The sequence below is a fragment of the Rahnella sp. 2050 genome (assembly GCF_040544515.1).
Lineage (GTDB): Bacteria > Pseudomonadota > Gammaproteobacteria > Enterobacterales > Enterobacteriaceae > Rahnella > Rahnella aceris.
Map to the genome: position 1 here is coordinate 915,989 of NZ_JBEPKE010000002.1, position 22,758 is coordinate 938,746.

Annotated in this window: 21 protein-coding genes and 1 other RNA gene; 9 read left to right on the plus strand and 13 right to left on the minus strand. The window is 50.2% G+C overall.

The window, feature by feature from the left end:
- Positions 1-71: 71 nt before the first annotated feature.
- Positions 72-1,361 carry an ammonium transporter AmtB gene (gene amtB / locus ABIC79_RS11495; RefSeq protein WP_013576624.1) on the plus strand — a complete coding sequence of 430 codons (1,290 nt, stop codon included), beginning with the start codon at positions 72-74 and terminating at the stop codon, positions 1,359-1,361.
- Between the two features lie 140 nt (positions 1,362-1,501).
- Here the strand turns inward: amtB and tesB are convergent, their stop codons facing one another.
- Positions 1,502-2,368: an acyl-CoA thioesterase II gene (gene tesB, locus ABIC79_RS11500; RefSeq protein WP_013576623.1), complete on the minus strand. Its 867-nt coding sequence runs from the start codon at positions 2,366-2,368 to the stop codon at positions 1,502-1,504.
- Positions 2,369-2,639: 271 nt separating this feature from the next.
- Here tesB and ABIC79_RS11505 point away from each other — a divergent pair, with 271 nt between their 5' ends.
- Positions 2,640-3,221, plus strand: coding sequence for a YbaY family lipoprotein (locus ABIC79_RS11505; RefSeq protein WP_037036825.1), 582 nt, complete (start codon positions 2,640-2,642; stop codon positions 3,219-3,221).
- Between the two features lie 68 nt (positions 3,222-3,289).
- On the opposite strand, the gene ABIC79_RS11510 is transcribed toward ABIC79_RS11505, so the two are convergent.
- Positions 3,290-3,598, minus strand: a complete 309-nt coding sequence (locus tag ABIC79_RS11510; protein ID WP_013576621.1) for an MGMT family protein — start codon at positions 3,596-3,598, stop codon at positions 3,290-3,292.
- Between the two features lie 192 nt (positions 3,599-3,790).
- Between ABIC79_RS11510 and ffs the strand changes: the two genes are divergently transcribed.
- Positions 3,791-3,887, plus strand: an RNA gene (gene ffs / locus ABIC79_RS11515) — signal recognition particle sRNA small type.
- A gap of 127 nt (positions 3,888-4,014) precedes the next feature.
- Here the strand turns inward: ffs and ABIC79_RS11520 are convergent.
- Together ABIC79_RS11520 and ABIC79_RS11525 are read right to left on the minus strand one after the other, a co-directional pair.
- A complete protein-coding gene (locus ABIC79_RS11520) occupies positions 4,015-5,364 on the minus strand; it encodes an NCS2 family permease (protein WP_354567182.1) in 1,350 nt (449 codons plus the stop codon).
- Between the two features lie 76 nt (positions 5,365-5,440).
- On the minus strand, positions 5,441-7,228 hold the full coding sequence (locus ABIC79_RS11525) for an adenine deaminase (RefSeq protein WP_121019776.1): 1,788 nt from the start codon (positions 7,226-7,228) through the stop codon (positions 5,441-5,443).
- A gap of 139 nt (positions 7,229-7,367) precedes the next feature.
- Between ABIC79_RS11525 and ABIC79_RS11530 the strand changes: the two genes are divergently transcribed.
- The gene (locus tag ABIC79_RS11530) at positions 7,368-8,324 is read left to right on the plus strand and encodes a LysR family transcriptional regulator (RefSeq protein ID WP_217192332.1); all 957 of its coding nucleotides are present in this window, start codon (positions 7,368-7,370) and stop codon (positions 8,322-8,324) included.
- Positions 8,325-8,399: 75 nt separating this feature from the next.
- Here ABIC79_RS11530 and hha read toward each other — a convergent pair whose 3' ends face one another.
- The 3 genes from hha to ABIC79_RS11545 form a co-directional block, all read right to left on the minus strand.
- Entirely contained in the window at positions 8,400-8,603 is a 204-nt protein-coding gene (gene hha, locus ABIC79_RS11535) for a hemolysin expression-modulating protein Hha (RefSeq protein ID WP_013576617.1), read from the minus strand.
- Positions 8,604-8,648: 45 nt separating this feature from the next.
- Positions 8,649-9,017 carry an Hha toxicity modulator TomB gene (tomB, locus tag ABIC79_RS11540; RefSeq protein ID WP_013576616.1) on the minus strand — a complete coding sequence of 123 codons (369 nt, stop codon included), beginning with the start codon at positions 9,015-9,017 and terminating at the stop codon, positions 8,649-8,651.
- A gap of 229 nt (positions 9,018-9,246) precedes the next feature.
- Positions 9,247-9,606: a hypothetical protein gene (locus tag ABIC79_RS11545; protein WP_015690306.1), complete on the minus strand. Its 360-nt coding sequence runs from the start codon at positions 9,604-9,606 to the stop codon at positions 9,247-9,249.
- Positions 9,607-9,982: 376 nt separating this feature from the next.
- Between ABIC79_RS11545 and ABIC79_RS11550 the strand changes: the two genes are divergently transcribed.
- Genes ABIC79_RS11550 through ABIC79_RS11560 form a run of 3 tightly spaced genes read left to right on the plus strand, consistent with a single transcriptional unit; the run spans position 9,983 to position 12,487 of the window.
- On the plus strand, positions 9,983-10,711 hold the full coding sequence (locus tag ABIC79_RS11550) for a metal ABC transporter ATP-binding protein (RefSeq protein ID WP_173362112.1): 729 nt from the start codon (positions 9,983-9,985) through the stop codon (positions 10,709-10,711).
- The gene (locus ABIC79_RS11555; RefSeq protein WP_013576613.1) at positions 10,708-11,565 is read left to right on the plus strand and encodes a metal ABC transporter permease; all 858 of its coding nucleotides are present in this window, start codon (positions 10,708-10,710) and stop codon (positions 11,563-11,565) included. The genes ABIC79_RS11550 and ABIC79_RS11555 overlap by 4 nt, the downstream gene beginning before the upstream one ends.
- A 43-nt stretch (positions 11,566-11,608) precedes the next feature.
- Positions 11,609-12,487, plus strand: coding sequence for a metal ABC transporter substrate-binding protein (locus ABIC79_RS11560; RefSeq protein WP_013576612.1), 879 nt, complete (start codon positions 11,609-11,611; stop codon positions 12,485-12,487).
- A 124-nt stretch (positions 12,488-12,611) separates the two neighbouring features.
- Here the strand turns inward: ABIC79_RS11560 and ykgO are convergent, their stop codons facing one another.
- The 4 genes from ykgO to ABIC79_RS11580 all read right to left on the minus strand — a co-directional run bounded on the left by ykgO (position 12,612) and on the right by ABIC79_RS11580 (position 17,493).
- Positions 12,612-12,752 (minus strand): type B 50S ribosomal protein L36, encoded by a 141-nt coding sequence (ykgO, locus tag ABIC79_RS11565; protein WP_013576611.1) that lies wholly within the window; start codon positions 12,750-12,752, stop codon positions 12,612-12,614.
- A 20-nt stretch (positions 12,753-12,772) separates the two neighbouring features.
- Entirely contained in the window at positions 12,773-13,027 is a 255-nt protein-coding gene (locus tag ABIC79_RS11570) for a type B 50S ribosomal protein L31 (RefSeq protein WP_013576610.1), read from the minus strand.
- Between the two features lie 121 nt (positions 13,028-13,148).
- Positions 13,149-16,301, minus strand: a complete 3,153-nt coding sequence (gene acrB, locus ABIC79_RS11575) for a multidrug efflux RND transporter permease subunit AcrB (RefSeq protein WP_013576609.1) — start codon at positions 16,299-16,301, stop codon at positions 13,149-13,151.
- Between the two features lie 16 nt (positions 16,302-16,317).
- Entirely contained in the window at positions 16,318-17,493 is a 1,176-nt protein-coding gene (locus ABIC79_RS11580) for an efflux RND transporter periplasmic adaptor subunit (protein ID WP_013576608.1), read from the minus strand.
- Between the two features lie 141 nt (positions 17,494-17,634).
- Between ABIC79_RS11580 and acrR the strand changes: the two genes are divergently transcribed.
- Positions 17,635-18,273 (plus strand): multidrug efflux transporter transcriptional repressor AcrR, encoded by a 639-nt coding sequence (gene acrR, locus ABIC79_RS11585; protein WP_013576607.1) that lies wholly within the window; start codon positions 17,635-17,637, stop codon positions 18,271-18,273.
- A 169-nt stretch (positions 18,274-18,442) separates the two neighbouring features.
- On the plus strand, positions 18,443-21,838 hold the full coding sequence (gene mscK, locus ABIC79_RS11590; protein WP_013576606.1) for a mechanosensitive channel MscK: 3,396 nt from the start codon (positions 18,443-18,445) through the stop codon (positions 21,836-21,838).
- A 60-nt stretch (positions 21,839-21,898) separates the two neighbouring features.
- Here mscK and rsmS read toward each other — a convergent pair whose 3' ends face one another.
- Complete coding sequence (rsmS, locus tag ABIC79_RS11595) at positions 21,899-22,072, minus strand: pleiotropic regulatory protein RsmS (RefSeq protein ID WP_015690305.1); 174 nt, start codon at positions 22,070-22,072, stop codon at positions 21,899-21,901.
- Between the two features lie 95 nt (positions 22,073-22,167).
- Positions 22,168-22,704, minus strand: coding sequence for a primosomal replication protein PriC (priC, locus tag ABIC79_RS11600; protein ID WP_013576604.1), 537 nt, complete (start codon positions 22,702-22,704; stop codon positions 22,168-22,170).
- Positions 22,705-22,758: the final 54 nt, after the last annotated feature.

Below are 22,758 nucleotides of genomic sequence, written 5' to 3' on the forward strand. Positions count from 1 at the left end.
CTCTCATACCAATCGGTTTGAGATAAATCAGATTAGAAAAAACAGTTTTGAGAAACAGGGGTGGGTTAATAATGAAAAAACTTTTATCCATGATGGGGCTTGGTGCCGTGGCTTTGCTGCCTTCGCTTGCCATGGCAGCAGCGCCAGCAGCGGCAAACGGTGCTGATAACGCCTTTATGATGATTTGTACCGCGCTGGTATTGTTCATGACCGTACCGGGCGTGGCGTTGTTCTACGGTGGCTTACTGCGTTCTAAAAACGTTTTGTCCATGCTGACTCAGGTTATTGTCACCTTTGCTCTGGTCTGCGTGTTGTGGATCCTCTACGGCTACAGTCTGGCCTTCAGCGAAGGTAACGCGTTCTTCGGTGGTTTCAGTAACGTCATGATGAAAGGCATCGGCCTGGACTCCGTGACAGGCACCTTCTCCCAGATGATCCACGTTGCCTTCCAGTGCTCATTTGCCTGTATCACTGTGGCGCTGATCGTGGGCGGTATCGCTGAACGTGTACGTTTCTCAGCGGTTCTGATTTTCACTGTGATCTGGCTGACTTTCTCTTACATCCCGATGGCTCACATGGTGTGGGCAGGCGGTTTCCTGGCTGCTGATGGTGCGCTGGACTTTGCCGGTGGTACCGTTGTTCACATCAACGCCGCTATCGCAGGTCTGGTGGGGGCTTATCTGCTGGGTAAACGTGCCGGTTTCGGTAAAGAAGCTTTCAAACCACACAACCTGCCAATGGTCTTCACTGGTGCATCAATCCTGTATGTGGGTTGGTTCGGCTTCAACGCAGGTTCTGCAAGTGCAGCAAGCCCTGTTGCCGCGTTGGCTTTCCTGAACACGGTGATTGCAACGGCTGGTGCAATCCTGTCCTGGACACTGGTTGAATGGATGGTGCGTGGTAAACCTTCACTGCTGGGCGCAAGCTCCGGTGCTATCGCAGGTCTGGTCGCTATCACACCTGCATGTGGTACGGTCGGCGTGGGTGGTGCTCTCATCATCGGTCTCGTAGGCGGTATCACTGGCCTGTGGGGTGTGGTTACCCTGAAAAAATGGCTGCGTGTTGATGACACCTGTGACGTGTTCGGTGTTCATGGTGTGTGCGGTATCGTAGGTTGTCTGCTGACTGGCGTATTCACTTCCAGCTCACTCGGCGGCGTAGGTTATGCAGAAGGTGTGACCATGGGCCATCAGGTTTGGGTTCAGTTCTTCAGCGTGTGCGTGACATTGGTCTGGTCTGGTGTTGTTGCTTTCATCGGTTACAAAGTGGCGGACATGATCGTAGGTCTGCGTGTTCCTGAAGAACAAGAACGCGAAGGGCTGGATGTTAATAGCCACGGCGAAAACGCTTACAACCAATAATGAGATTTCAGAGAAAGTAGTGCGCTAACTCTCTCATTAATGAGTTAAAAATAATAAAATAATGATGATATGCAAAAGGGGCGATAATGTTATCGCCCCTTTTTAATGCGCCATTTTTACAGGGCGCTCTTTAATGATGATTATTCAGGCTTTCGCTGACGAATAACCCCTTCCTGTACCGTGGAGGCGACCAGCACGCCATCGCGGGTATAAAACTGTCCACGCACAAAACCACGCGCACCGGATGCAGAGGTACTTTCGACGGCATACAGCAACCAGTCATCCATGCGGAACGGGCGGTGGAACCACATCGAATGGTCGATGGTCGCGACCTGCATTCCCGGTTCAAGGAAGCCAATGCCATGGGGTTGCAGCGCCGTAGGCAGGAAATTGAAGTCAGACGCATAGCCCAGTAAATACTGATGAATTCGCAAATCATCTGGCATTTCACCGTTGGCCCTGAACCACACTGCACGGTTAGGCTCTTCGACACTCCCTTTCATCGGGTTATGAAACTTCACCGGACGCATTTCAATAGGCTTATGACCAATAAATTTTTCGCGGAATTTTTCCGGTATCAGATGCGCCAGATTTTTAGCAATATCTGATTCTGATACCAGTGTTTCCGGCGGCGGCACATCCGGCATGGTGTTCTGATGCTCAAAACCACTTTCCTGGCTTTGGAACGACGCCGTCATATAGAAAATCGGCTTGCCATGCTGCACCGCTTTTACGCGGCGGGCGCTGAAACTGTTGCCATCGCGCAGGATTTCCACGTCATAGATAATCGGCTTGCTGCTGTCACCCGGGCGCAAAAAGTAGCTGTGGAAAGAATGGATACCACGTTCCGCCGGGACAGTCTGTTTGGCGGCATATAATGCCTGGCCTACGACCTGACCGCCAAAGACCTGACGTAAACCCAAGTCTTCACTTTGACCACGAAACAGCCCTTCTTCAATTTTTTCCAGATCAAGCAGATCCAGCAGATTTTTTAATGCCTGACTCATAGTGGCCTCATGAAAGTTACCGGAGAAATCGACCTAAGTTGTTCGGGGTAATGCAGGCAGGAATTTTCTGAAATACGCCTTAACCGACAGGTCTAACCTGTTAATCATAGTGGATCTTACGTTTTGTCAGAAGATCTGTTTGGCCGCTGACAGGAAAACCTCAGACTTTTGTGCCATGATTAGTAGGTAAGCTGGTTAAAGTCACTAAATTCATCGTCGGCGTTTATTACAGCTTGTCGACAAGCGACTAATAAAAAAGGGAGTACGATCAATGAAACTTTGGCAGATAGTAGGTGGAACCGCGCTGTCTCTGACTCTTGCCGGGTGCGCACAGCATCATGAGGCACCAGCGCAGCAACCTCCTGTGAATACGGCGGCTAGCCCGGACACCGGACCTGCGATCACCGGCCCGAATGTATCGGGTAGCGTGTTTATCAATCAGCGTGTAGCCTTGCCACCGGATGCTGTCCTGACGGTGACATTGTCTGATGCTTCGGTGGCGGATGCGCCATCCCGCGTGATTTCGCAAAAAGTGGCGAGAACTCAGGGTAAACAGGCACCGTTTACCTTCATCCTGCCGTATAACCCGCAGGAAATTGCTCCTAACGCGCGTATTCTGCTGAGTGCGGCGGTAACCATCAATGGTCAGATGACCTTCATCACTGACTCCATTAAAGAAGTGATTAATCACGGTCAGGGTACACGTGCCGATCTGCAACTTGTCCCGGTTGTCGCCGTCCCTGTAGCGACCAAACCCAGTGCCCTGGGACCAATGACTAACCCGTCAAATCCAGGACTGGGCACTTCGCCTGCACCGGTTAGTATGGTACCTGCACAACCAACGACCTATTAATTCATCACTTATGATGGCTAAGCACCGCTCTCGCGGTGCTTTTTTATGGGCGTTTTGAAGGCAGGCACTCACCATTTCCAGCCGTATTTCTCCAAATCGACTTTGCCTTTCTTAAACGTGATGCCCTCTGCCAGCAGTGCCTGACGCTGACGTTTAAAGTCTTCGCCCTGCAAAGAGATTTCACCGTGCCGGTTTATCACCCGGTGCCAGGGAAGGGTGCTGCCTTCCGGCAATTTCTTGAGTACGCCACCGACCTGGCGTGCCGCGCGGGGTGAACCGGCCAGTTGCGCGACGTTACCGTAAGTTGTGACCTGCCCGACCGGGATGGCGGCGATAATCTGAAATACGCGCTGGCGAAAGTTATCGGGTTCCGACATGACATCCTCCTCAGTGATTTGCGCCAGTATGACGCAAAAATTAAGGTTTTGTAGGCTCTGATTCAGGCGTATTGTTTAAGAAAACAACGGTTGTCGGCAGTTAACTTGCTTTTGTTTCGGCCATCACAGATAATGCCCACCGCTTCGATTCTCTTAGCAGAGAAATGAAGCCGACAACGTCAATGGGGGCCCTGTTGGTTCTCCCGCAACGCTAACTTGTCAACTTGGTCAGGTCCGGAAGGAAGCAGCCATGGCAGGTGTCGTGTGTGCCGGGATGTAGCTGGCAGGGCCTCCACCATTTCAGGCCTCCGGAATTATCTCTTCTCTTTGATTTCCCCCTAAAAAATATCTTCAAAGCCAGGCTGCGCCCATAAAAAAGGGCACGTTTTCACGCGCCCTCTGTTAACCCGAAAGTTTCAGTGATGAACCAGCGTCGCAAAATAATACACCAGCGGGATTGCCAGAATATAAAGGCCTACAGGCACTTCACGTGCTTTTCCTGCGACCACTTTAATGATGACGTAAAACAGCAGCCCGCCGGCGATACCGGTGCCGAAGCTGTTGGAAATCAGCGTAATCATTACCATCATCAGTACCGGCAGCGCGTCGGTAAAATTCGCTAAGTCCACTTTTCGCAAATTACTGAACATGTTCAGGCCAATCAGAATCAGTGCCGGCGCGGTCGCCTCTTTCGGGATCATCAGCGCAATCGGGGTAAATAATAGCATCAGCAGAAACATTATGGCCGCAGCCAGCGCCGTCAGGCCAGTTTTCCCACCTGCTTCGGCAGCCGCGGAGGATTCTATCAGCGCAGTGGCGGCAGGGATACCGACGATCGGGCCCAGCGCTGCTGCAATGGAATCCACCATGAAAGGCCGGTTGATGTTTTTCATATCGCCGTGTTCATCGAGCAATCCAGCCTCACCACCGACAGCCAGTGTGGTGCCCATCGTAGAGAAGAACTCCGAGGCGAAGAAGATAAACAGGAATGGCAGAAAGGCGATGTTGATAGCACCGATAAGATCGACTTTGCCCAATAACGGAGCAACCGAGTGAGGCAGCGAGATCCATTGCTCAGGTAAATGCGTTACGCCAAACGGTATACCCGCCACCGTCGCCAGCAAAATGGCCCATAAAATGGCACCCGGTACTTTACGAGCCTGTAACCCCACGGCGACCAGCAGACCAAGAAGCGCAATTAACGCACCCGGCGCAGTAAAATCTCCCAGAGCCAGCGCATGTGTTTTGGTATTTGCCATTACCAGCCCGGCATTGCGGAAGCCGAGCAGGGCGACAAAAATGCCAATAGAAGCGGTCAGCCCAAGCTTGATCGACTGCGGAACAGAACGGGTGACTACTTCGCGTAAGCCAAACACTGTCATCACGAAAAATAAAATCCCCGACCAGCATGCAATCCCCAGCGCGACGGGCCAGGTAACTCCGTCGCCCGCCAGCGTAATACCGACCAGTACCGAGCCGCCAATGCCAGGCCCGACCATAAAGGGCAGGTTGGCGTAAAAAGCCATCAGCAGAGAGCCCAGTACAAACACCAGGATCACGCCGGTGGTGGCTGCGCCTTTATCTATACCACTGACGGCCAGTAAGCCCGGGATCACCACCAGTAAATACGCTGCCGCCAGAAACCCGGTGATGCCAGCCAGACATTCCGTTTTAATCTTGGTCTGGCGCTGGTGCAGATGGAAGCGGCGTTGTAACCAGCTTTCGTCTGCTGAGACGGTAACATTTTTCACAGAACTTTCGGACATGCTTAAATTCCCCTGAAAATAATTTTTATAATGTTGTGTTTGCTATCTTTTTACGTCTGGTGGTTTTGAGAATGCTTCAGATTTCTTCTGGCCAGATTTCCAGAACCGGGTTGACGATTTCCCGTGAACCGCCATCTGTCAGCCCTAAATCAGTCAGATGTGGGCCTGCATTACAGGCTAAGCACGTTCCTTCGATAGCTTTGAAAACGCGATAAGGCGGTTCCCAGTCTGCGACCTGTGCACTGAGGTCGCGCAGGTTTTTAAACTGCTTCGCCAGTTCCGTGGCCGGTAAATCAGACAGCATTCCGGCAATCGGCATATCGATATTGGCCAGCAACTTGCCATGCTGGCTCAACGCCATACCGCCGCCGCTGGCGATCAGCTGATTGGCCGCTATCATCATGTCGACAGGATCCCGGCCGATAATCACCAGATTATGGGCGTCGTGAGAGTAAGAGGTCGCGATGGCACCGCGCAATGCTCCCCAGCCTTCAAGTAATGCCATTTTCGGTGTGGCGTCGTGGCGGCCATGGCGATGCTGAACCCAAATCAGGCTGAAGCCGTCGGGTATCTGTACGGCGCCATCCCGCACATTCACGGTTACTTCACTCCATTGTGTAAAGCGTGCGCCTTTAATATTGCGCAGACGCGCTTTGCCGTTGTTCAGCCCCGGAATTTTTAGCCTGAAATCAGTGGCATTAAGCGGCGTTAAGCGCATGGTGTCTCGTGGTGGAACCACTCCGCGCGCGGCGGCAGGTGTAAATAGGAGCTTGCCTTGCTGAGCTACACAGGTTCCGCCGACATATACTGCACGCGGAAGAAGATTTTCCAGCGAGTCAAACGCGATAAGATCAGCCGTGCGGCCTGCGGCAATCAGCCCTAAATCAGAACGTTGCATGCGAATAGCGGCATTCAACGTCGCCATGCGTAGTACATCTTCTGCACGTAATCCGTAGGAAATCAGGAGTTTGATTAAGGCGATCAGCCCGCCTTTTTCCAGCAGATGATCGGGCGGTACGTCGTCAGTACACAATGTTATTTGTGATGAAAGATGGGGAAGTGCGAGCAAAGCGGCTGCGATATCGGGCAGAAGATAAGGATGTGAGCCGCGAATTTGCAGCGTCAGACCGGCACGCAGCTTTTCCAGGGCATCATCAGCCGAGGTCAGTTCGTGATCTGATGTCACACCTGCGGCAAGATACGCCTGCAATTGTTCATCTTTGAGGCCGCGTGCGTGGCCTTCAATCAGCTTTCCGCTGTTTAGTCCGGCTTCGAGGATTTCCAGCATTCGCCCGCTGCCATTGAGCACGCCATGCATATCCATCACTTCGGCGACACCTGCAATTTCCGGCCAGCTAAGCATTGTCTGCATTTCCTGGCCTGTGAAATCCGCACCGGACATCTCTAAGCCCGGTGTTGACGGCACGCTGGAAGGCGCAGCGCATATCACGCGTAATGGCAGATTACGGCTGGACTGGATGGCGTACTGCACCCCGGCAACGCCCAGCACATTCGCCAGTTCATGCGGATCCCAAAACACCGTTGTTGTGCCCTGAGCGACGACGATTTCGGCGTATTTTTCGGGTGGCAAATGCGAGCTTTCGATGTGAACGTGCGTGTCGATAAGGCCGGGAGAGAGGTAATTTCCTGATAAATCATCAACGTTTTCAGTCTGCGTGAATTTCCCGCGTGAATGAACGCTGGCAATCATATTGCCGGTGATGCCGACATCGGCTTCGCGAATTTCCCCTGTGACCATGTCGATGACACGGGCATTAATCAGCAGACGGTCGAAAGGGATGTTCCCCAGTGCTGCGTTTATAGCCCGCTGGCGCAGGGGCTGGGAGGTGATGCCGTCGGTCATATCAGTGTCCGGATTTAAACAATGGTGAGGCTAATGTAGGGAGCAGGGGGGGCTTTGCACAGATGAATTATTTTATCCGTTTATAAGATACGGTTATGCTGAGCAAACGTTTTCTATTTTTCGCGGAATAGCTGCTCATATGTCTGAACCCTGGCGCCGGTTACCTGCCCTTTCCCTCAAGCAAATTCAATACTTTGTGACGCTGGCACAACTGCGCAGTTTCACCGATACGGCGAATCGTCTGGCGATCAGTCAGCCCGCGCTGAGTAGCGCGCTTCGGCAAATTGAATCGGTATTAGGGGGCAAACTACTCAACCGGACGGCACAAGGTGTGAGTCTGACTGAACAGGGTGAGGCTGTTCTGCCATATGCAGAACGTTTATTGAATACCGCGCTTAGTGTTTTCGATGATATGCAGCAAATTATGCGTCAGGGCGGGGATGGCACATTACGCATTGGATTAGTACCTTCGGTGAGTACATTGTTATTTCCGGCCGTTCCACAATTACTGGCGGAATATTTCCCTGATATGCGTGTGGAATTTCATGACCTGACAAACGATGCATTATTACTGGAACTGGAGAAGGGATCAGTGGATTTTGGTATCGGTGCAACAGACAGTACAGTGCCGGAATCCATAGCTGTTTATCCACTGCTGGAAGATCCTTTTGTGGCGGTTATCAGACGCGACGATCCGCTTTCTCAGGATCACAATATTCCCTGGCGACAACTGCTGAAAAGAGATATTGCCTTGTTCTCAAAGGGGAATGTTAGCAGGCTGGTGACATCACTGAGTGAGAGTCATCGTTTGAATTTACGGGTGAGTTATCGCGTAGATTTTCAGGAGACGTTATATGGACTGGTGCGTTCGCGTCTGGCATTAGCAATATTACCAGAGTTATATACTGCAACACTTAACGATAATGAATTAACAGTGATTCACTTGCAGCAGCCCACATTAAGCAGAACAGTGGCGATGATGCGCAAACCCGCACCATTGCGTTCACCGAAAACGGAACAATGTTTTCAGTTTCTGTTGCAAACATTTCATCGGCAGATCAAAGAGAAAGTAGAAAAACTTAACTCAAAGATATAGTTAAATAATATTAACGATAATATGGTTAAATATTAACCAGCCAGACCGGGGGATATTCCGGCCTGGCTTTATAGATCAGCGTACAAATTTCCACACTGATACCGGGATTTTATCGTACAACTTGTTCATCGTTAGCTCCGCTAAACGATGGTCAGCTGCCGAGTAAAACAATTCCAGCTCGTCGTCGGAAAGTTCGTACTTATTTTTTTCAATAACACGTTCAAGTGTATCGATAGTGGTGCATTTTCGTAAACGCATCAAATAGTCGATTTTGTTCATCTTAGCCTTTTGATTTTTATCTGATGACTGCATATAAATTATTACTCAAGTCTTCATTAGGGTACAGATGTAGTCCCCTGAGAACATTCTGAATAACCGCTTCTTGGTCTTTTGCCATTGGCGTAAATCAGAATCGTTAATTCCATAATTACTGAACAGCGTGTAGGTATCATCCAGATACTCTTCAACCAGATCACTTAAATGGTTATCGTCTGGATACTTAATTTTAAAACTCATCACAAAGGATGCAATGTGCTCAATCAGTTCATTGAGCTGCAAGTTAACAGCCGAAGTCGGATCGTTAACCCAACCATGATGACTGTCACCCAGTGTCGCAATCCCTTCATCATACAGCATTTCATTCAGGTAGCGTAACTGAGCGATATCGTGCCGCTTAGGCGAGTACTCATCCATATCATCCCCTCCGTAATGGTTTATTCGGTGTTGATAACACTCTGTGAGTAAACAACAAAACTTAATGGCTTACAGGAAACGGCTCTCACTAAAACGCTATGAACTGGCTTAAACATCAAAGACAATCACAATGAACAGTGTTCGGGATGAGGTTTAAAGGATTTAATATACAGCCGGTATTTTAAATATAATTCATTTTTAGAAAGCTGTGCAAACGTATTACTCAAACTTACAATTCTTCAGCCGTTGAGCCTTTGAAGGACTCAATAATATCAAACTCCAATCCGTCAGGTTTAACCCAGAATCTGACACTTTGCTTCGTTAACTCATCAGCATTAATGTCCAGACAACCATTGAAAATCGTCCATTTGAACTGGTAAGTCATTGAATAATAGTTTTTGCCAATTTGTGTTATTGACACGATCTGCAAAGAATTTGTTTCATAACGTGCATTTTCTGAAAAATAAGTTAAATCTCCAATTAAGGACTCTTCAATTTCAGACAAAGCAGGTTCAATAATCTGTTGTAACTCATCAACCGTAAGAATATTCCCATTAATATCACAATGGATCAATTTCTTCAAAGGCATTTACCTCTTAAGCACATATCCCTTCATTATCGCATATTTTCATCAGGATGTGTTTTGGGCAGAGAAAAAAATTTCCAAACCAAAATTCCATAACTTTTTGATTGTAGTGCAAATTACAACTCATTCATCAATTTTTACTCTTTTTTAACAGTTAAGATCCGTGTTCTCTCAAAAACGGCCTGCTATCCCTTCTGCCGTAAAAAACTGAAACAGTTCATGTATTGATACTCATACCCTATTGTGATGTTATATTATAACTTTTTGGAGGGGGTATGACAAAAACACTCTTTACACTTTCTTCGCCGGTACGCTGCGTCGCTGTACTGGCTGTGCTCGCTTTGTTATGGGCAGCTATTTACTGGGCAATTTCACTACCATGATTTTTGTTAATGACCTCGAAGTGGGGTATGACCGTCAGGCGGTGGCCATGCCCCTTAACGGACAGTTTTGTCCGGGTTCCCTGACAGCTGTCATTGGTGCCAACGGTGCCGGGAAATCCACCTTTCTCAAAACATTAGCCGGTTTGCAGCAGGCTGTGGCAGGGAATATAACTTTCACGGGCGGGAAACGCCCCCGACTGGCGTATTTGCCACAGCAGGCTGAGCTGGATCGCAGTTTCCCTATCAGCGTGTTTGATCTGGTCGCGATGGGATGCTGGCCGCAAAGCGGGTTATTCGGTGGCATAAACCAACAGTCTGCGATAGCCGTCGATAAGGCGCTGGAGACGGTGGGGATGACGGAAATGTCGCATCTGCCCGTAGGATCGCTTTCTGGCGGGCAATTGCAACGTACGCTGTTTGCCCGCTTACTGGTGCAACAGGCACCCCTCATTATGCTTGATGAACCGTTCACAGGTATCGACACTCAAACCATCGATTTACTGTTAAAAGTCATCGCGCAATGGCATCAGGAAGGAAAAACTGTCATCGCGGTTTTGCATGATATTTCGATGGTTGCACGACACTTTCCGCACGTGCTTTACCTCAGTGGACAGCAGAATTTATGGGGAAGCGCACAGGATGTCCTCGGGCATTTTCCTCATCAGGCGCATGCCTGCATTTCGACAGAACCTTTCTCCCTGACGACGGGAGTCGCAAATTCATGATGCTTTTTCATCTGCTTGCCGATCCTTTCATTGAATTCGGTTTCATGCGGCGCGCTTTGATTGCCTGCATCGCATTATCAATCAGCGCCACGCCATTGGGCGTTTTCCTGTTATTACGCCGGATGAGTCTGGTGGGTGATGCACTTTCGCATGCTGTTTTACCCGGCGCAGCGATTGGCTATCTGATCTCGGGGATGTCGCTGGTCGCCATGGGGATTGGTGGTTTTATCGCAGGCCTGGCTGTTGCGATGCTGTCCGGGCTGGTGAGTCGTCGTACACAATTGAAAGAAGACGCCAGTTTTGCCGGTTTCTATCTTGGCTCTCTGGCACTTGGGGTCACGCTGGTTTCCCTGCGCGGTTCGAGCGTGGATCTTTTACATGTGCTGTTTGGCTCAATTCTTGCCATCGATTCATCCGCCATGATTATGGTCGGTATTATCGCCAGTCTTTCTTTACTGGTCTTGGCATGCATTTACCGTGCACTGGTCATTGAGTCATTTGATTCGCTATTTCTGCGCGTCAGCGCCGGAAAATGGCTGGCAGCGATCCATGGAATGTTTCTGGCGCTGGTGGTGATCAATCTGGTGGCGGGTTTCCAGATCCTCGGCACTCTGATGTCTGTCGGGCTGATGATGTTGCCTGCCGCCAGTGCCCGTTTCTGGGCTCGCGACCTGCCTCATACCTTACTGAGCGCGATGATTATTGGTGTGATTGCCAGCGTTGTAGGACTCATCTGGTCTTATTATGCTTCGTTGCCCGCCGGGCCCGCGATAGTGCTGAGTGCGACAGTGATCTTCTTCATTTCGGTTTTATTCGGAAAGCGGGGCGGCATGTTAACCGCCTCGCGAAGTTAAGCAGCAATACGTTAATAAGCAGTACCACAATTAAGGGGACATGATGAAATTATTACCTGTATCACTCGCAGTAGCTGCCCTGCTGTCGAGTCCGCTGGCGATGGCTAAAACCGTCAATGCGGTAGCCAGCTTTTCAATTCTTGGAGATATCGTTCAGGAAGTGGGGGGGGAGCATGTGAAAGTCACGACGTTAGTCGGACCGGACGGTGACCCGCATAGCTTCGAACCTTCACCTAAAGACAGCAAAGCCATCAATGCGTCTGATGTTGTCTTTGTCAGCGGTCTGGGCCTGGAAGGGTGGATCGATCGCCTGGTGACTGCATCGGGTTATAAAGGTCATCTGGTAACAGCATCGGAAGGCGTAAATTCCCGCAAAATGGAAGAAGACGGTAAGCAAATCACCGATCCTCACGCATGGAACAGTATGGCGAATGGCGTGATTTATGCCACTAACGTGATGAATGCGCTGATCAAAGTGGATCCAGAAGATGCGGATTATTTCCGTCAGCGCGGCACTGCTTATATTGAACAATTGCAAAAGCTGGATGCGTGGGCAAAAACTGAATTTACCGGTATCCCACAGTCGAAACGTAAAGTGCTGACCAGCCATGATGCCTTCGGCTATTTTGGTCAGGAATATCACGTCAGCTTTATGGCGCCCGTTGGTTTTTCTACGGAAGCTGAAGCAAGTGCCAGTGGTGTGGCTTCTCTGATTAAGCAGATTAAAGCAGAGAAGGTGAAAACTTACTTCATCGAAAATCAGACCGACCCGCGTCTGGTTAAACAGATAGCAGCAGCCAGCGGTGCTGAGCCAGGGGGGGAGTTGTACCCTGAAGCATTGTCCGGCCCGAAAGGACCAGCGACAACTTACGTGAAAGCGTTTAAGCATAACGTTGAGACGATTGTCGCCAGCATGAAATAAGATCTTCGCTCCTCACGGCTATGCTGTGGGGAGCTTTACATCATGTCTTAGCATAAGAAAAAGCCCTGTCGGGCAAGCGACGGGGCTTTTGTTTTTAGTACAGAAGGAATGAGAAGACGAGGTGTTAACGCTTTTTCTTCTTACCTTGTACGGCTTTAAAACGTGGATTGCTTTTGCAAATCACATAAACCCTGCCTTTGCGGCGGACTACGCGGCAATCCGGATGACGATTTTTCGCTGAACGTAATGAACTCAGAACCTGCATAACGATTTCCCTGATGTCATTTATTTCTTACCGAGGAAGCTGCCGAAGCGTTGGTTAAAGCGCGCGGTACTGCCTTCTTTGGAATACTCTTTCTGCTTACCGGTGTAGTAAGGGTGAGAGGCTGAAGACACTTCAATGCTGATATACGGGTAGGTAGCCCCTTCCAGTTCAATGGTGCGGTCCGTCGAGATAGTCGAGCCAACTTTGAAGTATTCGTCAGCACTGGTGTCGTGAAAAACCACGGTGCGGTACGCAGGATGGATAGTGGGTTTCATAATGCCTCTAAGTGTTATGTTATACTATAACATTAATTATGCACTCATCCTTTTTCCGGTTCAAGTCTCAGGCGAAAAAAAAGGCCGCATAAGCGGCCTTTCGTTTAGATGGGAGATCCGGTTACAGCGTCGGATGCTCTACTTTGTGCGTATGTTCGATATCCTCGTTCTTCTTACCAAAGCGGCGACGAACCACCACGAAGAAGACCGGAACAAAGAAGATCGCCAGCAGGGTCGCCGTGATCATCCCGCCCATTACGCCGGTACCTACAGCGTTCTGTGAGCCGGAACCTGCACCGGAACTGATAACCAGCGGCATAACACCAAGGATGAACGCCAGCGATGTCATCAGGATCGGGCGCAGACGCATACGAACCGCTTCAAGCGTTGATTCGATAAGACCTTTGCCTTCTTTATCCATCAGGTCTTTGGCGAATTCAACAATCAATATGGCGTTCTTCGCAGACAGCCCGATAGTGGTCAGCAGACCCACCTGGAAGTATACGTCGTTGCTCAAACCGCGCATCGTAGCTGCAATAAGTGCACCGACAACACCGAGCGGAACCACCAGCATAACCGAGAACGGTATTGACCAGCTTTCGTACAACGCTGCCAGACACAGGAAGACGACGATCAGGGAGATAGCGTACAAGGCCGGGGCCTGGTTACCTGACAAACGTTCCTGATAAGACAGGCCAGTCCAGTCATAGCCGATACCGTTTGGCAGTTTAGAAGCCAGAGACTCCATCATCGCCATGGCAGCACCCGAACTTTTACCCGGAGCTGGCTGACCCAGAATTTCCATTGATGGCAGGCCGTTATAACGTTCCAGACGCGGTGAGCCGTATTCCCATTTCGCACTTGAGAACGCGGAGAACGGCACCATCTGGCCTGCGCTGCCACGGACATACAGATTGTTGATGTCTGATGGCAACATACGGTATTTATTTTCAGCCTGAACGTACACTTTCTTCACACGACCACGATCGATGAAGTCGTTGACGTAGCTACCACCAACCGAGGCACCCAATGTGGTGTTGATGTCGGAAATTGAAACGCCAAGTGCCGTTGCTTTTTCCTGATCAATCTCGATTTTGTACTGTGGTGTATCTTCCAGACCGTTCGGACGAACCTGAGTCAGCAAGTCAGGATGTTGAGCCACCATGCCCAGCAACTGGTTACGTGCTTGTGTCAGTTTGTCATGCCCAAGGTTAGCCTGGTCAATCAGCTGGAAGTCGAAGCCTGTCGCCGTACCCAACTCAACAATCGCGGGTAAGTTGAACGGGAACACCAGTGCATCTTTAATGGTACTGAACGCACCCATTGCACGGCCTGCAATCGCAGGAACCTTGTTTTCAGCGCCGCTACGCTCAGACCAGTCTTTCAGACTGACGAACGCGATACCGGTATTCTGACCACGACCTGCGAAGCCAAAGCCGTTAACCGTAAACACCGAGTTCACGTTAGCTTTTTCTTTGTTCAGATAGTAATCGGTAACTTCATCGAGCACTTTCTGCGTACGTTCCTGGGTTGCACCTGCTGGCAACTGCGCCATGGTCAGGAATACACCCTGGTCTTCTTCCGGCAGGAAGGAGGTTGGCAGGCGGATAAACAGGAATGCCATGCCGACAACGATCAACAGATAAATCACCAGATAACGACCGGTGCTGCGCAGAATGTTGCCTACGCTGTCGGTGTAGTGGTGCGTACTTTGCTCGAATTTCTTGTTAAACCAGCCGAAGAAACCTTTCTTCTCGTGATGCTCGCCTTTGGCAACCGGCTTAAGCATGGTCGCACAAAGCGCAGGCGTCAGGATCATCGCCACCAGAACCGACAGCACCATGGCAGAAACGATGGTGATGGAGAACTGACGGTAGATAACACCGGTTGAACCGCCGAAGAAGGCCATCGGAATGAATACTGCGGACAGCACCATCGCGATACCGACCAATGCACCCTGGATCTGCTCCATGGATTTTTTGGTGGCTTCTTTAGGCGGCAGCCCTTCTTCGACCATGACGCGTTCGACGTTCTCGACGACGACGATGGCGTCATCGACGAGCAAGCCTATCGCGAGCACCATCCCGAACATCGTCAGGGTGTTTATCGAATAACCGAATGCCGCCAGGATTGCAAAGGTGCCCAGCAAGACCACAGGAACCGCGATCGTTGGGATCAGGGTTGCGCGGAAGTTTTGCAGGAACAGGAACATCACCAGGAATACCAGGACGATGGCCTCGAACAGCGTTTTACCGACTTCTTTAATCGAGATTTTTACGAACGGCGTAGTGTCGTATGGGTAAACAACTTCTAAGCCAGCCGGGAAGAACGGTTCAAGTTTAGCCAGCGTGGCTTTTACAGACGCTGCGGTGTTCAGGGCGTTCGCACCCGTTGCCAGTTTGATACCCAAACCTGACGCAGGTTGTCCGTTAAAACGGGCAATAACGTCGTAGTTTTCACCACCGAGTTCGATTTTAGCCACATCTTTCAGGCGAACCTGAGAACCATCCTGATTCACTTTCAGAATGATTTTGCCGAATTCATCCGGTGACTTCAGACGGGTCTGGGCCACGATAGAGGAGTTCAACTGCTGGCCCGGAACCGGTGGCGTACCACCCAACTGACCGGCTGCAATCTGGTTGTTCTGAACTTTGATGGCGTTAATCACATCCACCGGCGTCAGCTGGAAGTTGTTCAGTTTGTTCGGATCCATCCAGATACGCATCGCGTACTGAGCACCGAACAGCTGAACGTCACCCACACCGGCGGTACGGCTGATAGGATCCTTGACGTTGGAACCGACGTAGTCGGCGATGTCATCCTGAGTCATTGAACCATTGTTGGAAATAAAACCGGCCACCATCAGGAAGCTGCTGCTCGATTTCTCAACGGAGATACCCTGTTGCTGAACTTCCTGCGGCAGCAACGGCGTTGCGAGCTGCAGTTTGTTCTGAACCTGTACCTGTGCGATATCCGCGTCAGTACCTGAAGCAAAGGTCAGGGTAATCTGAACAGTACCGGATGAATCACTGGTCGACGACATGTACATCATGTTGTCGATACCGTTCATGTTCTGTTCAATAACCTGAGTAACGGTATCCTGTACCGTTTGCGCATCCGCGCCCGGATAGGTTGCGGTCAGCTGGATAGCCGGTGGCGCAACGGTTGGATACTGCGCAATTGGCAATTTAAGAATTGCCAATCCCCCCGCCAACATGATTATGATGGCGATCACCCATGCAAAGATGGGACGATCTATAAAAAACTTAGCCATGAATTACCGGCTCCTATTAAGACTTCGTCGCTGTAGCGGGCGCTGCTGCGTTTTGATCGACTTCCTGTGCAGTAACCTGTACGCCTGGCTTAATTTTTTGCAGTCCTGTCACGATAACTTTATCGCCACTTTTTAAACCGTCAGTAACAACCCATTTGTCGCCAATAGCTTGTGTTGTGGTCACAGTACGAAGTTCAACTTTATTGTCAGCGCCGATAACCATCGCTGTTGCATCACCACGTGGGTTACGAGTGATACCTTGCTGCGGAACCAGCAGTGCGTTGTTGTTAACACCTTCATCAAGACGTGCGCGCACAAACATACCCGGCAGCAGGGAATCATTTGGATTCGGGAAGATGGCTCGTAAAGTAATGGAACCGGTGGTTTCATCAACAGTCACATCAGAGAATTCTAATGTACCCGGCTGTGAATATTCTTTACCGTTATCCATCAGCAGTTTGACTTGCGCTTTACCGTCAGCCTGTTTCAGTGAACCGTCAGCCAGTTCCTGTTTCAGACGCAGGAAATCATTGCTGGACTGTGTTACGTCAACGTAGATAGGGTCGAGCTGTTGCACGGTTGCCAGCGCAGTGGCCTGGCCGTTAGACACCAGTGCACCTTCTGTCACAGACGATTTACCGATACGTCCGCTGATCGGGGAGGTCACTTTGGTGTAAGCCAGATTGATGCGTGCAGACTCAACGGCTGCTTTCGCACTGACTACTGCAGCATCAGCCTGTGCCGCAGTTGCGACAGCCGTATCGTAATCTTGCTTGCTGATGTAACTGGTACCGAGCAGAGGCTTGTAACGTGTCACGGTAAGACGGGAAATTTGTGCATTCGCCTGAGCTTTTACCAGATCGCCTTTAGCGCTGTCATACGCGGCCTGATAAGTGGCAGGATCAATTTGATATAAGGAGGTACCGGCTTTGATGTCGCTACCTTCAACGAAGTTACGTTTGAGAATGATACCGTTAACCTGCGGGCGCACTTCAGCAATGCGAAAAGCAGCAGTACGACCAGGAAGTTCGGTAGTCACATTAAGCGGTTCAGTTTTCAGAGTAACGACGCCAACCTGCGGAGCCTGTGGCGCACCTTGCTGAGCTTCTTTATCGTTACATCCTGTAAGTGCTAAGCTTCCGGATAGCATCAGAACTACCGCCAGAGGCGTTAACCCTCTGTTTTTGTTCATAAATAAACCTCAAGTGTCCGATTTCAAATTGTCCAATGGATCACAACATCCCAAATCCATTGCTGCGCTTTTAGTATGTGCGTGCTATGTTACATACATTCAAGAATGTATGTAAATCAAACTCCCCATAAAGATAAACCTATGGCACGAAAAACCAAATCACAGGCACTGGAAACCAGACAACAGATTCTGGATGCTGCTGTGCGTGAATTTTCTGCCCGTGGAGTATCGTCGACATCACTGACTGATATTGCAAATGCAGCCGGTGTGACGCGGGGCGCAATTTATTGGCATTTCAGGAACAAAGTGGAACTGTTTAACGCGATCTGGGAAGCTTATGAATCCCGGATAAAAGTGCTCGAAGTAGAGTATCAGACAAAGTTTCCGAATAATCCACTGCGTATTTTGCGCGAAATCCTTATTTACATACTGGTCGCCACCGTCACAGATAGCCAGCGTAAAGCATTGATGGAGATTATATTCCATAAATGTGAATTTGTTGGGGAGATGACATCGGTTCATGAAGCGCGCAAAGCGCTCTATATGGAAGGATACGGTAAAATTGAGCGTATTCTCGTACGCTGCATAGAAGAAAAGCAACTCCCGGCCAATCTCGATACCCGCCAGGCCGCCGTTATTTTACGCGCCTATCTCTCCGGTTTAATGGAAAACTGGTTATTTATTCCTGAAAGCTTTGATTTAGAAGGCAATGCCGGAAGGTTTGTGGATACGTATATAGATATGCTTCGCCACTCATCCTTTCTTACCATGATAAAATAACGTCTTACTGCTTTCCGCTGTATTAATAAGCCTGCAAATCTGTTCTCCATTTTGGCGACAAAATAAACACACTGATGTTGTATTCAGATACGCTTTTCTCCTTCCTTTCATCGTGAACGCTGCTATTGTCATCACCTATTATTCATTTGGTATGAGTTGACACCGACGTATGTTTATCTGGTTTCTGGCCGCCGCTTCTGACGTAATTTCTCTCCTGAAAAAAAAGGGAATGGCAGGTTTTTTTACGTTTGTGATATGCGTTGCATTGTTTCTTTTCTCCTTCCCCGGTCATGCTGCCAGTAATGATATTCCGGGCCGTAATGAAGTTCAAAACCAGCTTGATGCGTTAAATCGCCAAAAAAACCTGACGCCGGTCGATAAGCTATCGCAACAGGATTTGATCCACACGCTGGAATACCTTGATGCGCTTGATCGGGTGAAACAGGAAGTTAATCAGCTGCAAAAACAGGTCGCAGAAGCACCGCAGAAATTACGGGTGGCGATGGATGGCCTCGAGCAAATCAAAAACAACCCCAAAGATGACGTCAACAAAGCGCAACTTGGCGCTTTATCGCTGCGTCAGCTGGAAAATCGTCTTAACGATACCCTCGATGATCTTCAGTCTTCTCAGGAAGATTTATCCACATTCAATACCCAGCTGATTTCCCTGCAAACCCAGCCGGAACGCGTGCAGAACGCGATGTACACCTATTCGCTGGCTATCCAGAAAATCCGCAATCAGCTCAATGGCATGTCGCCTGGTCAGCAAGATTTACGAACTACTCAGCAAAATATGCTCGTGACGCAGCAGGCTTTGCTGACTGCGCAGATTGATCTGCAACGTAAGAGCCTCGAGGCCAACACTACGTTACAGGATTTACTGCAAAAACAACGCGATTACACCAATGCGCACATCAGCCAGCTGGAACATACCGCGCAGCTGTTGCAGGAAGTGGTCAACGGAAAGCGGCTGATTTTGTCTGAACGCACGGCAAAAGAAGCACAGACCCCGGACGACACCTCGGACATCCAAAATGATCCGCTTGTTGCGCAGGAACTGGGGATTAACCGCCAGCTCAGTGAACGCCTGATTGCCGCCACGGAAGAGGGCAACCAGCTGGTGCAGAAAAACATCACGGTGAAAAACTGGCTCGACCGTTCGGCGCAGGCTGAGCATGACCTCAAAGAGCAAATCACTGTACTGAAGGGCAGTTTATTGCTGTCGCGCATTTTATATCAGCAACAACAAAATACCATCCCGCCTTCCGGCCTGATAACGGACATGAGCACGCACATTGCCGATCTGCGTCTCGAACAGTTCAAGATCAATCAGCAGCGTGATGCCTTATTCCAGGGCGACAGCTACATTCAGGGCGTAGTGGCCAACAGCAAAGAGACGATTAACGGCGATATCAGTGATGCACTGGATCAGATTGTCGACATGCGACGTGAGCTACTTGATCAACTGAATAAACAGCTCGGTAATCAGCTGTCGCTGGCCATCAGTTTGCAGATTAACCAGCAACAATTGCTGAGCATCAACCAGTCGCTGACCGAAACGCTGACCCAGCAGATTTTTTGGGTGAGCAGCAATAAACCGATGAACTGGGAGTTCATCAAGTCATTGCCAGATGAAGTGAAAAATCAGCTGAGCAGCCTGCATGTCAGTATTCCGCCGGGTGAGCTGATGCTGGGTGCACTGCATTCCCTGCCGGTGACTATTCCGCTGTTAACCGTAATTTTGTTGCTGCTGTGGCGCAGGAAATATATTAACCAGCGGATTGAAATGTTGAGCAATGATGTCGGACAGCTCAAGCGGGACAGCCAACTGCATACGCCGCAGGCGCTGGCATTAATGGCGCTGAATGTTTTGCCCGGCGTCCTGCTGATGCTCGGCATCGGCTACTGGCTTTCAGTGTGTGATATCGAGCCGAGTGATTTCTTCTGGACACTGGCGCAACGGTTGGCGGTTTTCCAGCTGGTGATGGGCTTTTGTTATCGAATTCTCAAACCGGGCGGCATAAATGAACGGCACTTCAATACGCCGGCGGCCACTTGTGCTCACTATCGTCGTTCTGTCATTCGTCTGAGTCTGGTGATGTTACCGCTGATTTTCTGGTCGGTACGCGGTGAGAAAGCGCCGCTCGGGCTGGTGGATGACATCATCGGTCAGGTCGTGATTTTCCTGACGATGCTAGCCCTGACTGTTCTGGTTTTCCCGATTGCGCGCGATGGCTGGCGTGAAAAAGATTCGCACAGTATTCGGCTGGTGGTGGTGACGGCGATTGCCCTGGCACCGATTTTCTTCGTCGGATTGGTGGTCAGCGGGTATTTTTACACCACGTTGCGACTGGCAGGTCGCTGGATTGACAGCCTGTATCTGCTGATTTTCTGGAACATTGCCTATCTTGCGGCATTGCGCGGACTCAGTGTTGCCGCGCGGCGCCTGGCTTATCGCCGAGCGCTGGCGCGTCGCCAGACCATAGCGGCGAAAGATGGCGCGGAGGGCAACGAGCCGGTCGAAGAGCCGCAGATCGGGTTGGATCAGATCAACCAGCAGTCATTACGCCTGACCACGATGGGCCTGTTCTTTATCTTCGCGACAGTGTTTTACTGGATTTGGTCGGATTTGCTGACGGTGATTTCGTATCTGGACAGCATTACCTTGTGGCATTACTCCAGCACGGTGGCGGGCGCGGTTATTCAGCAAACGGTGACGCTGGGGAATTTCCTGCTCGGTTTCCTCGCGGTGATTGTGGCGTATGTATTAACGCGAAATTTGCCGGGATTGCTTGAGGTTGTCGTGTTGTCGCGGCTGCAATTGCGGCAGGGGACGTCCTACGCCATTACGACCATTCTGACCTATTCGATTACGGTGATTGGCGCAGTGACAGCGCTTGGATCGCTCGGCGTCTCGTGGGATAAATTGCAATGGCTGGTGGCCGCGCTGTCGGTGGGGCTGGGCTTTGGTTTGCAGGAGATCTTCGCGAACTTTGTTTCAGGGCTGATCATTCTCTTTGAACGCCCGGTGCGTATTGGCGATACCGTGACCATCGGGACATTCTCAGGCACCGTCAGCCGCATTCGTATCCGTGCGACCACGATTATCGATTTCGACCGCAAAGAAGTGATCATCCCGAATAAAGCGTTTGTGACCGAGCGGCTGATCAACTGGTCGTTGAGCGACACCGTCACCCGCGTGTTGATCAAACTCGGTGTGGCGTATGGTTCCGATCTCGACAAAGTGAAAGAGATCTTATTGCAGGCGGCGCATGAAAATGCCCGTGTGATGAGTGACCCCGCGCCATTGGTGTTCTTCCTGAATTTCGGAGCCAGCACGCTCGATCACGAACTGCGAGTGTATGTACGTGAGCTGGGGGATCGCAGTTATACCGTGGATGAACTCAATCGCAGCATTGATAAGCTTTGCCGCGAAAACGGCATTAATATCGCGTTCAATCAGCTGGAGGTGTATCTGCATAATCAGGACGGCAGTGAAGTGCAGGAAGTGAAACGTGTAATGCGACAACCGGGCGATGAACCGGATGCATTGCCACAGAGCTGAGAAATTCGTTGCCATTCAGGGGAAATTGACGGGTTCCCCTGAAGCAGGCAGCCGGTCAGCTTAAAGGTAACTGATCGAAAGTGTACTCTTACTGTTTTTCAACTTTTCCTGATAATCGCGTTGTACGATTTCCAGCGCCGCAAGCGCGGTTTCAGGGGCAATTTCGTTGCACTCAAGCAGGTAAATCAAATCGACAGCAAGCTGAAGTTCGGGGGGCGCATTTTCTACGGACATATAGGCCAACATTATGATTAGCAGGTTTTGGACTTACTATTATAGATAAGAAAAGGTCCGGCCTGAATGCCGGATTAAAAAAATGTGATAAAGATTCAAAAACCTTTTTCCTGCCGCTCGATTTGTCTCTCTATTTTGGCCAGCGCCTGACGACAACGCATTAAACGTCCTTCGAGCGCCGCCAGTTCCTTCTGCACCCGCTGCTGATCGCTGAATGTCGCCAGCTGACCCAGCGTGGTTTCCCGATCTTCAATCATCGCAATCAGACGTCGCTCGAACTGCTGAGTTTCCGCCAGTTTGGTGTAATTATCATGGCTTTTGCGTTCCGGTGTCTGGTGCGTTTTGCGCAGAGACTGGGTCGCCAGCTCGCGCTGCATGGCGGTAATTTGTGCCACCAGCCGTTCGGCGATAAACGCCACCTGCGCAGAGCGTTTTTCGAGTACTTCCTGATTCAGTTGCCGCAAATTGGTTTTAATTTCTGCCAGATAATCGCGCAACCGGGTGCCTTTGGTTGAGAAAAGTGCGACATCAAACCGTGCCTGTGAGGCGGAAACATGGCCGATCGGTTCAATTTCCCGAGCCAGTGTTTCGATCTGCTGATCGAGGACATGTAAAATTCGTTCTGTGCTCACGATAATCTCCCTTAAACTCTGGCGTAGCTTACCGGTATGACAGCCTCTGCGCAC

Excerpts from the sequence above, each read along its gene's own strand:
- amtB (WP_013576624.1), top strand. The coding sequence starts at position 72 with ATGAAAAAACTTTTATCCATGATGGGGCTTGGTGCCGTGGCTTTGCTG.
- tesB (WP_013576623.1), bottom strand. The coding sequence starts at position 2,368 with ATGAGTCAGGCATTAAAAAATCTGCTGGATCTGCTTGATCTGGAAAAA.
- ABIC79_RS11505 (WP_037036825.1), top strand. The coding sequence starts at position 2,640 with ATGAAACTTTGGCAGATAGTAGGTGGAACCGCGCTGTCTCTGACTCTT.
- ABIC79_RS11510 (WP_013576621.1), bottom strand. The coding sequence starts at position 3,598 with ATGTCGGAACCCGATAACTTTCGCCAGCGCGTATTTCAGATTATCGCC.
- ABIC79_RS11520 (WP_354567182.1), bottom strand. The coding sequence starts at position 5,364 with ATGTCCGAAAGTTCTGTGAAAAATGTTACCGTCTCAGCAGACGAAAGC.
- ABIC79_RS11525 (WP_121019776.1), bottom strand. The coding sequence starts at position 7,228 with ATGACCGACGGCATCACCTCCCAGCCCCTGCGCCAGCGGGCTATAAAC.
- ABIC79_RS11530 (WP_217192332.1), top strand. The coding sequence starts at position 7,368 with ATGTCTGAACCCTGGCGCCGGTTACCTGCCCTTTCCCTCAAGCAAATT.
- hha (WP_013576617.1), bottom strand. The coding sequence starts at position 8,603 with ATGAACAAAATCGACTATTTGATGCGTTTACGAAAATGCACCACTATC.
- tomB (WP_013576616.1), bottom strand. The coding sequence starts at position 9,017 with ATGGATGAGTACTCGCCTAAGCGGCACGATATCGCTCAGTTACGCTAC.
- ABIC79_RS11545 (WP_015690306.1), bottom strand. The coding sequence starts at position 9,606 with ATGCCTTTGAAGAAATTGATCCATTGTGATATTAATGGGAATATTCTT.
- ABIC79_RS11550 (WP_173362112.1), top strand. The coding sequence starts at position 9,983 with ATGATTTTTGTTAATGACCTCGAAGTGGGGTATGACCGTCAGGCGGTG.
- ABIC79_RS11555 (WP_013576613.1), top strand. The coding sequence starts at position 10,708 with ATGATGCTTTTTCATCTGCTTGCCGATCCTTTCATTGAATTCGGTTTC.
- ABIC79_RS11560 (WP_013576612.1), top strand. The coding sequence starts at position 11,609 with ATGAAATTATTACCTGTATCACTCGCAGTAGCTGCCCTGCTGTCGAGT.
- ykgO (WP_013576611.1), bottom strand. The coding sequence starts at position 12,752 with ATGCAGGTTCTGAGTTCATTACGTTCAGCGAAAAATCGTCATCCGGAT.
- ABIC79_RS11570 (WP_013576610.1), bottom strand. The coding sequence starts at position 13,027 with ATGAAACCCACTATCCATCCTGCGTACCGCACCGTGGTTTTTCACGAC.
- acrB (WP_013576609.1), bottom strand. The coding sequence starts at position 16,301 with ATGGCTAAGTTTTTTATAGATCGTCCCATCTTTGCATGGGTGATCGCC.
- ABIC79_RS11580 (WP_013576608.1), bottom strand. The coding sequence starts at position 17,493 with ATGAACAAAAACAGAGGGTTAACGCCTCTGGCGGTAGTTCTGATGCTA.
- acrR (WP_013576607.1), top strand. The coding sequence starts at position 17,635 with ATGGCACGAAAAACCAAATCACAGGCACTGGAAACCAGACAACAGATT.
- mscK (WP_013576606.1), top strand. The coding sequence starts at position 18,443 with ATGTTTATCTGGTTTCTGGCCGCCGCTTCTGACGTAATTTCTCTCCTG.
- rsmS (WP_015690305.1), bottom strand. The coding sequence starts at position 22,072 with ATGTCCGTAGAAAATGCGCCCCCCGAACTTCAGCTTGCTGTCGATTTG.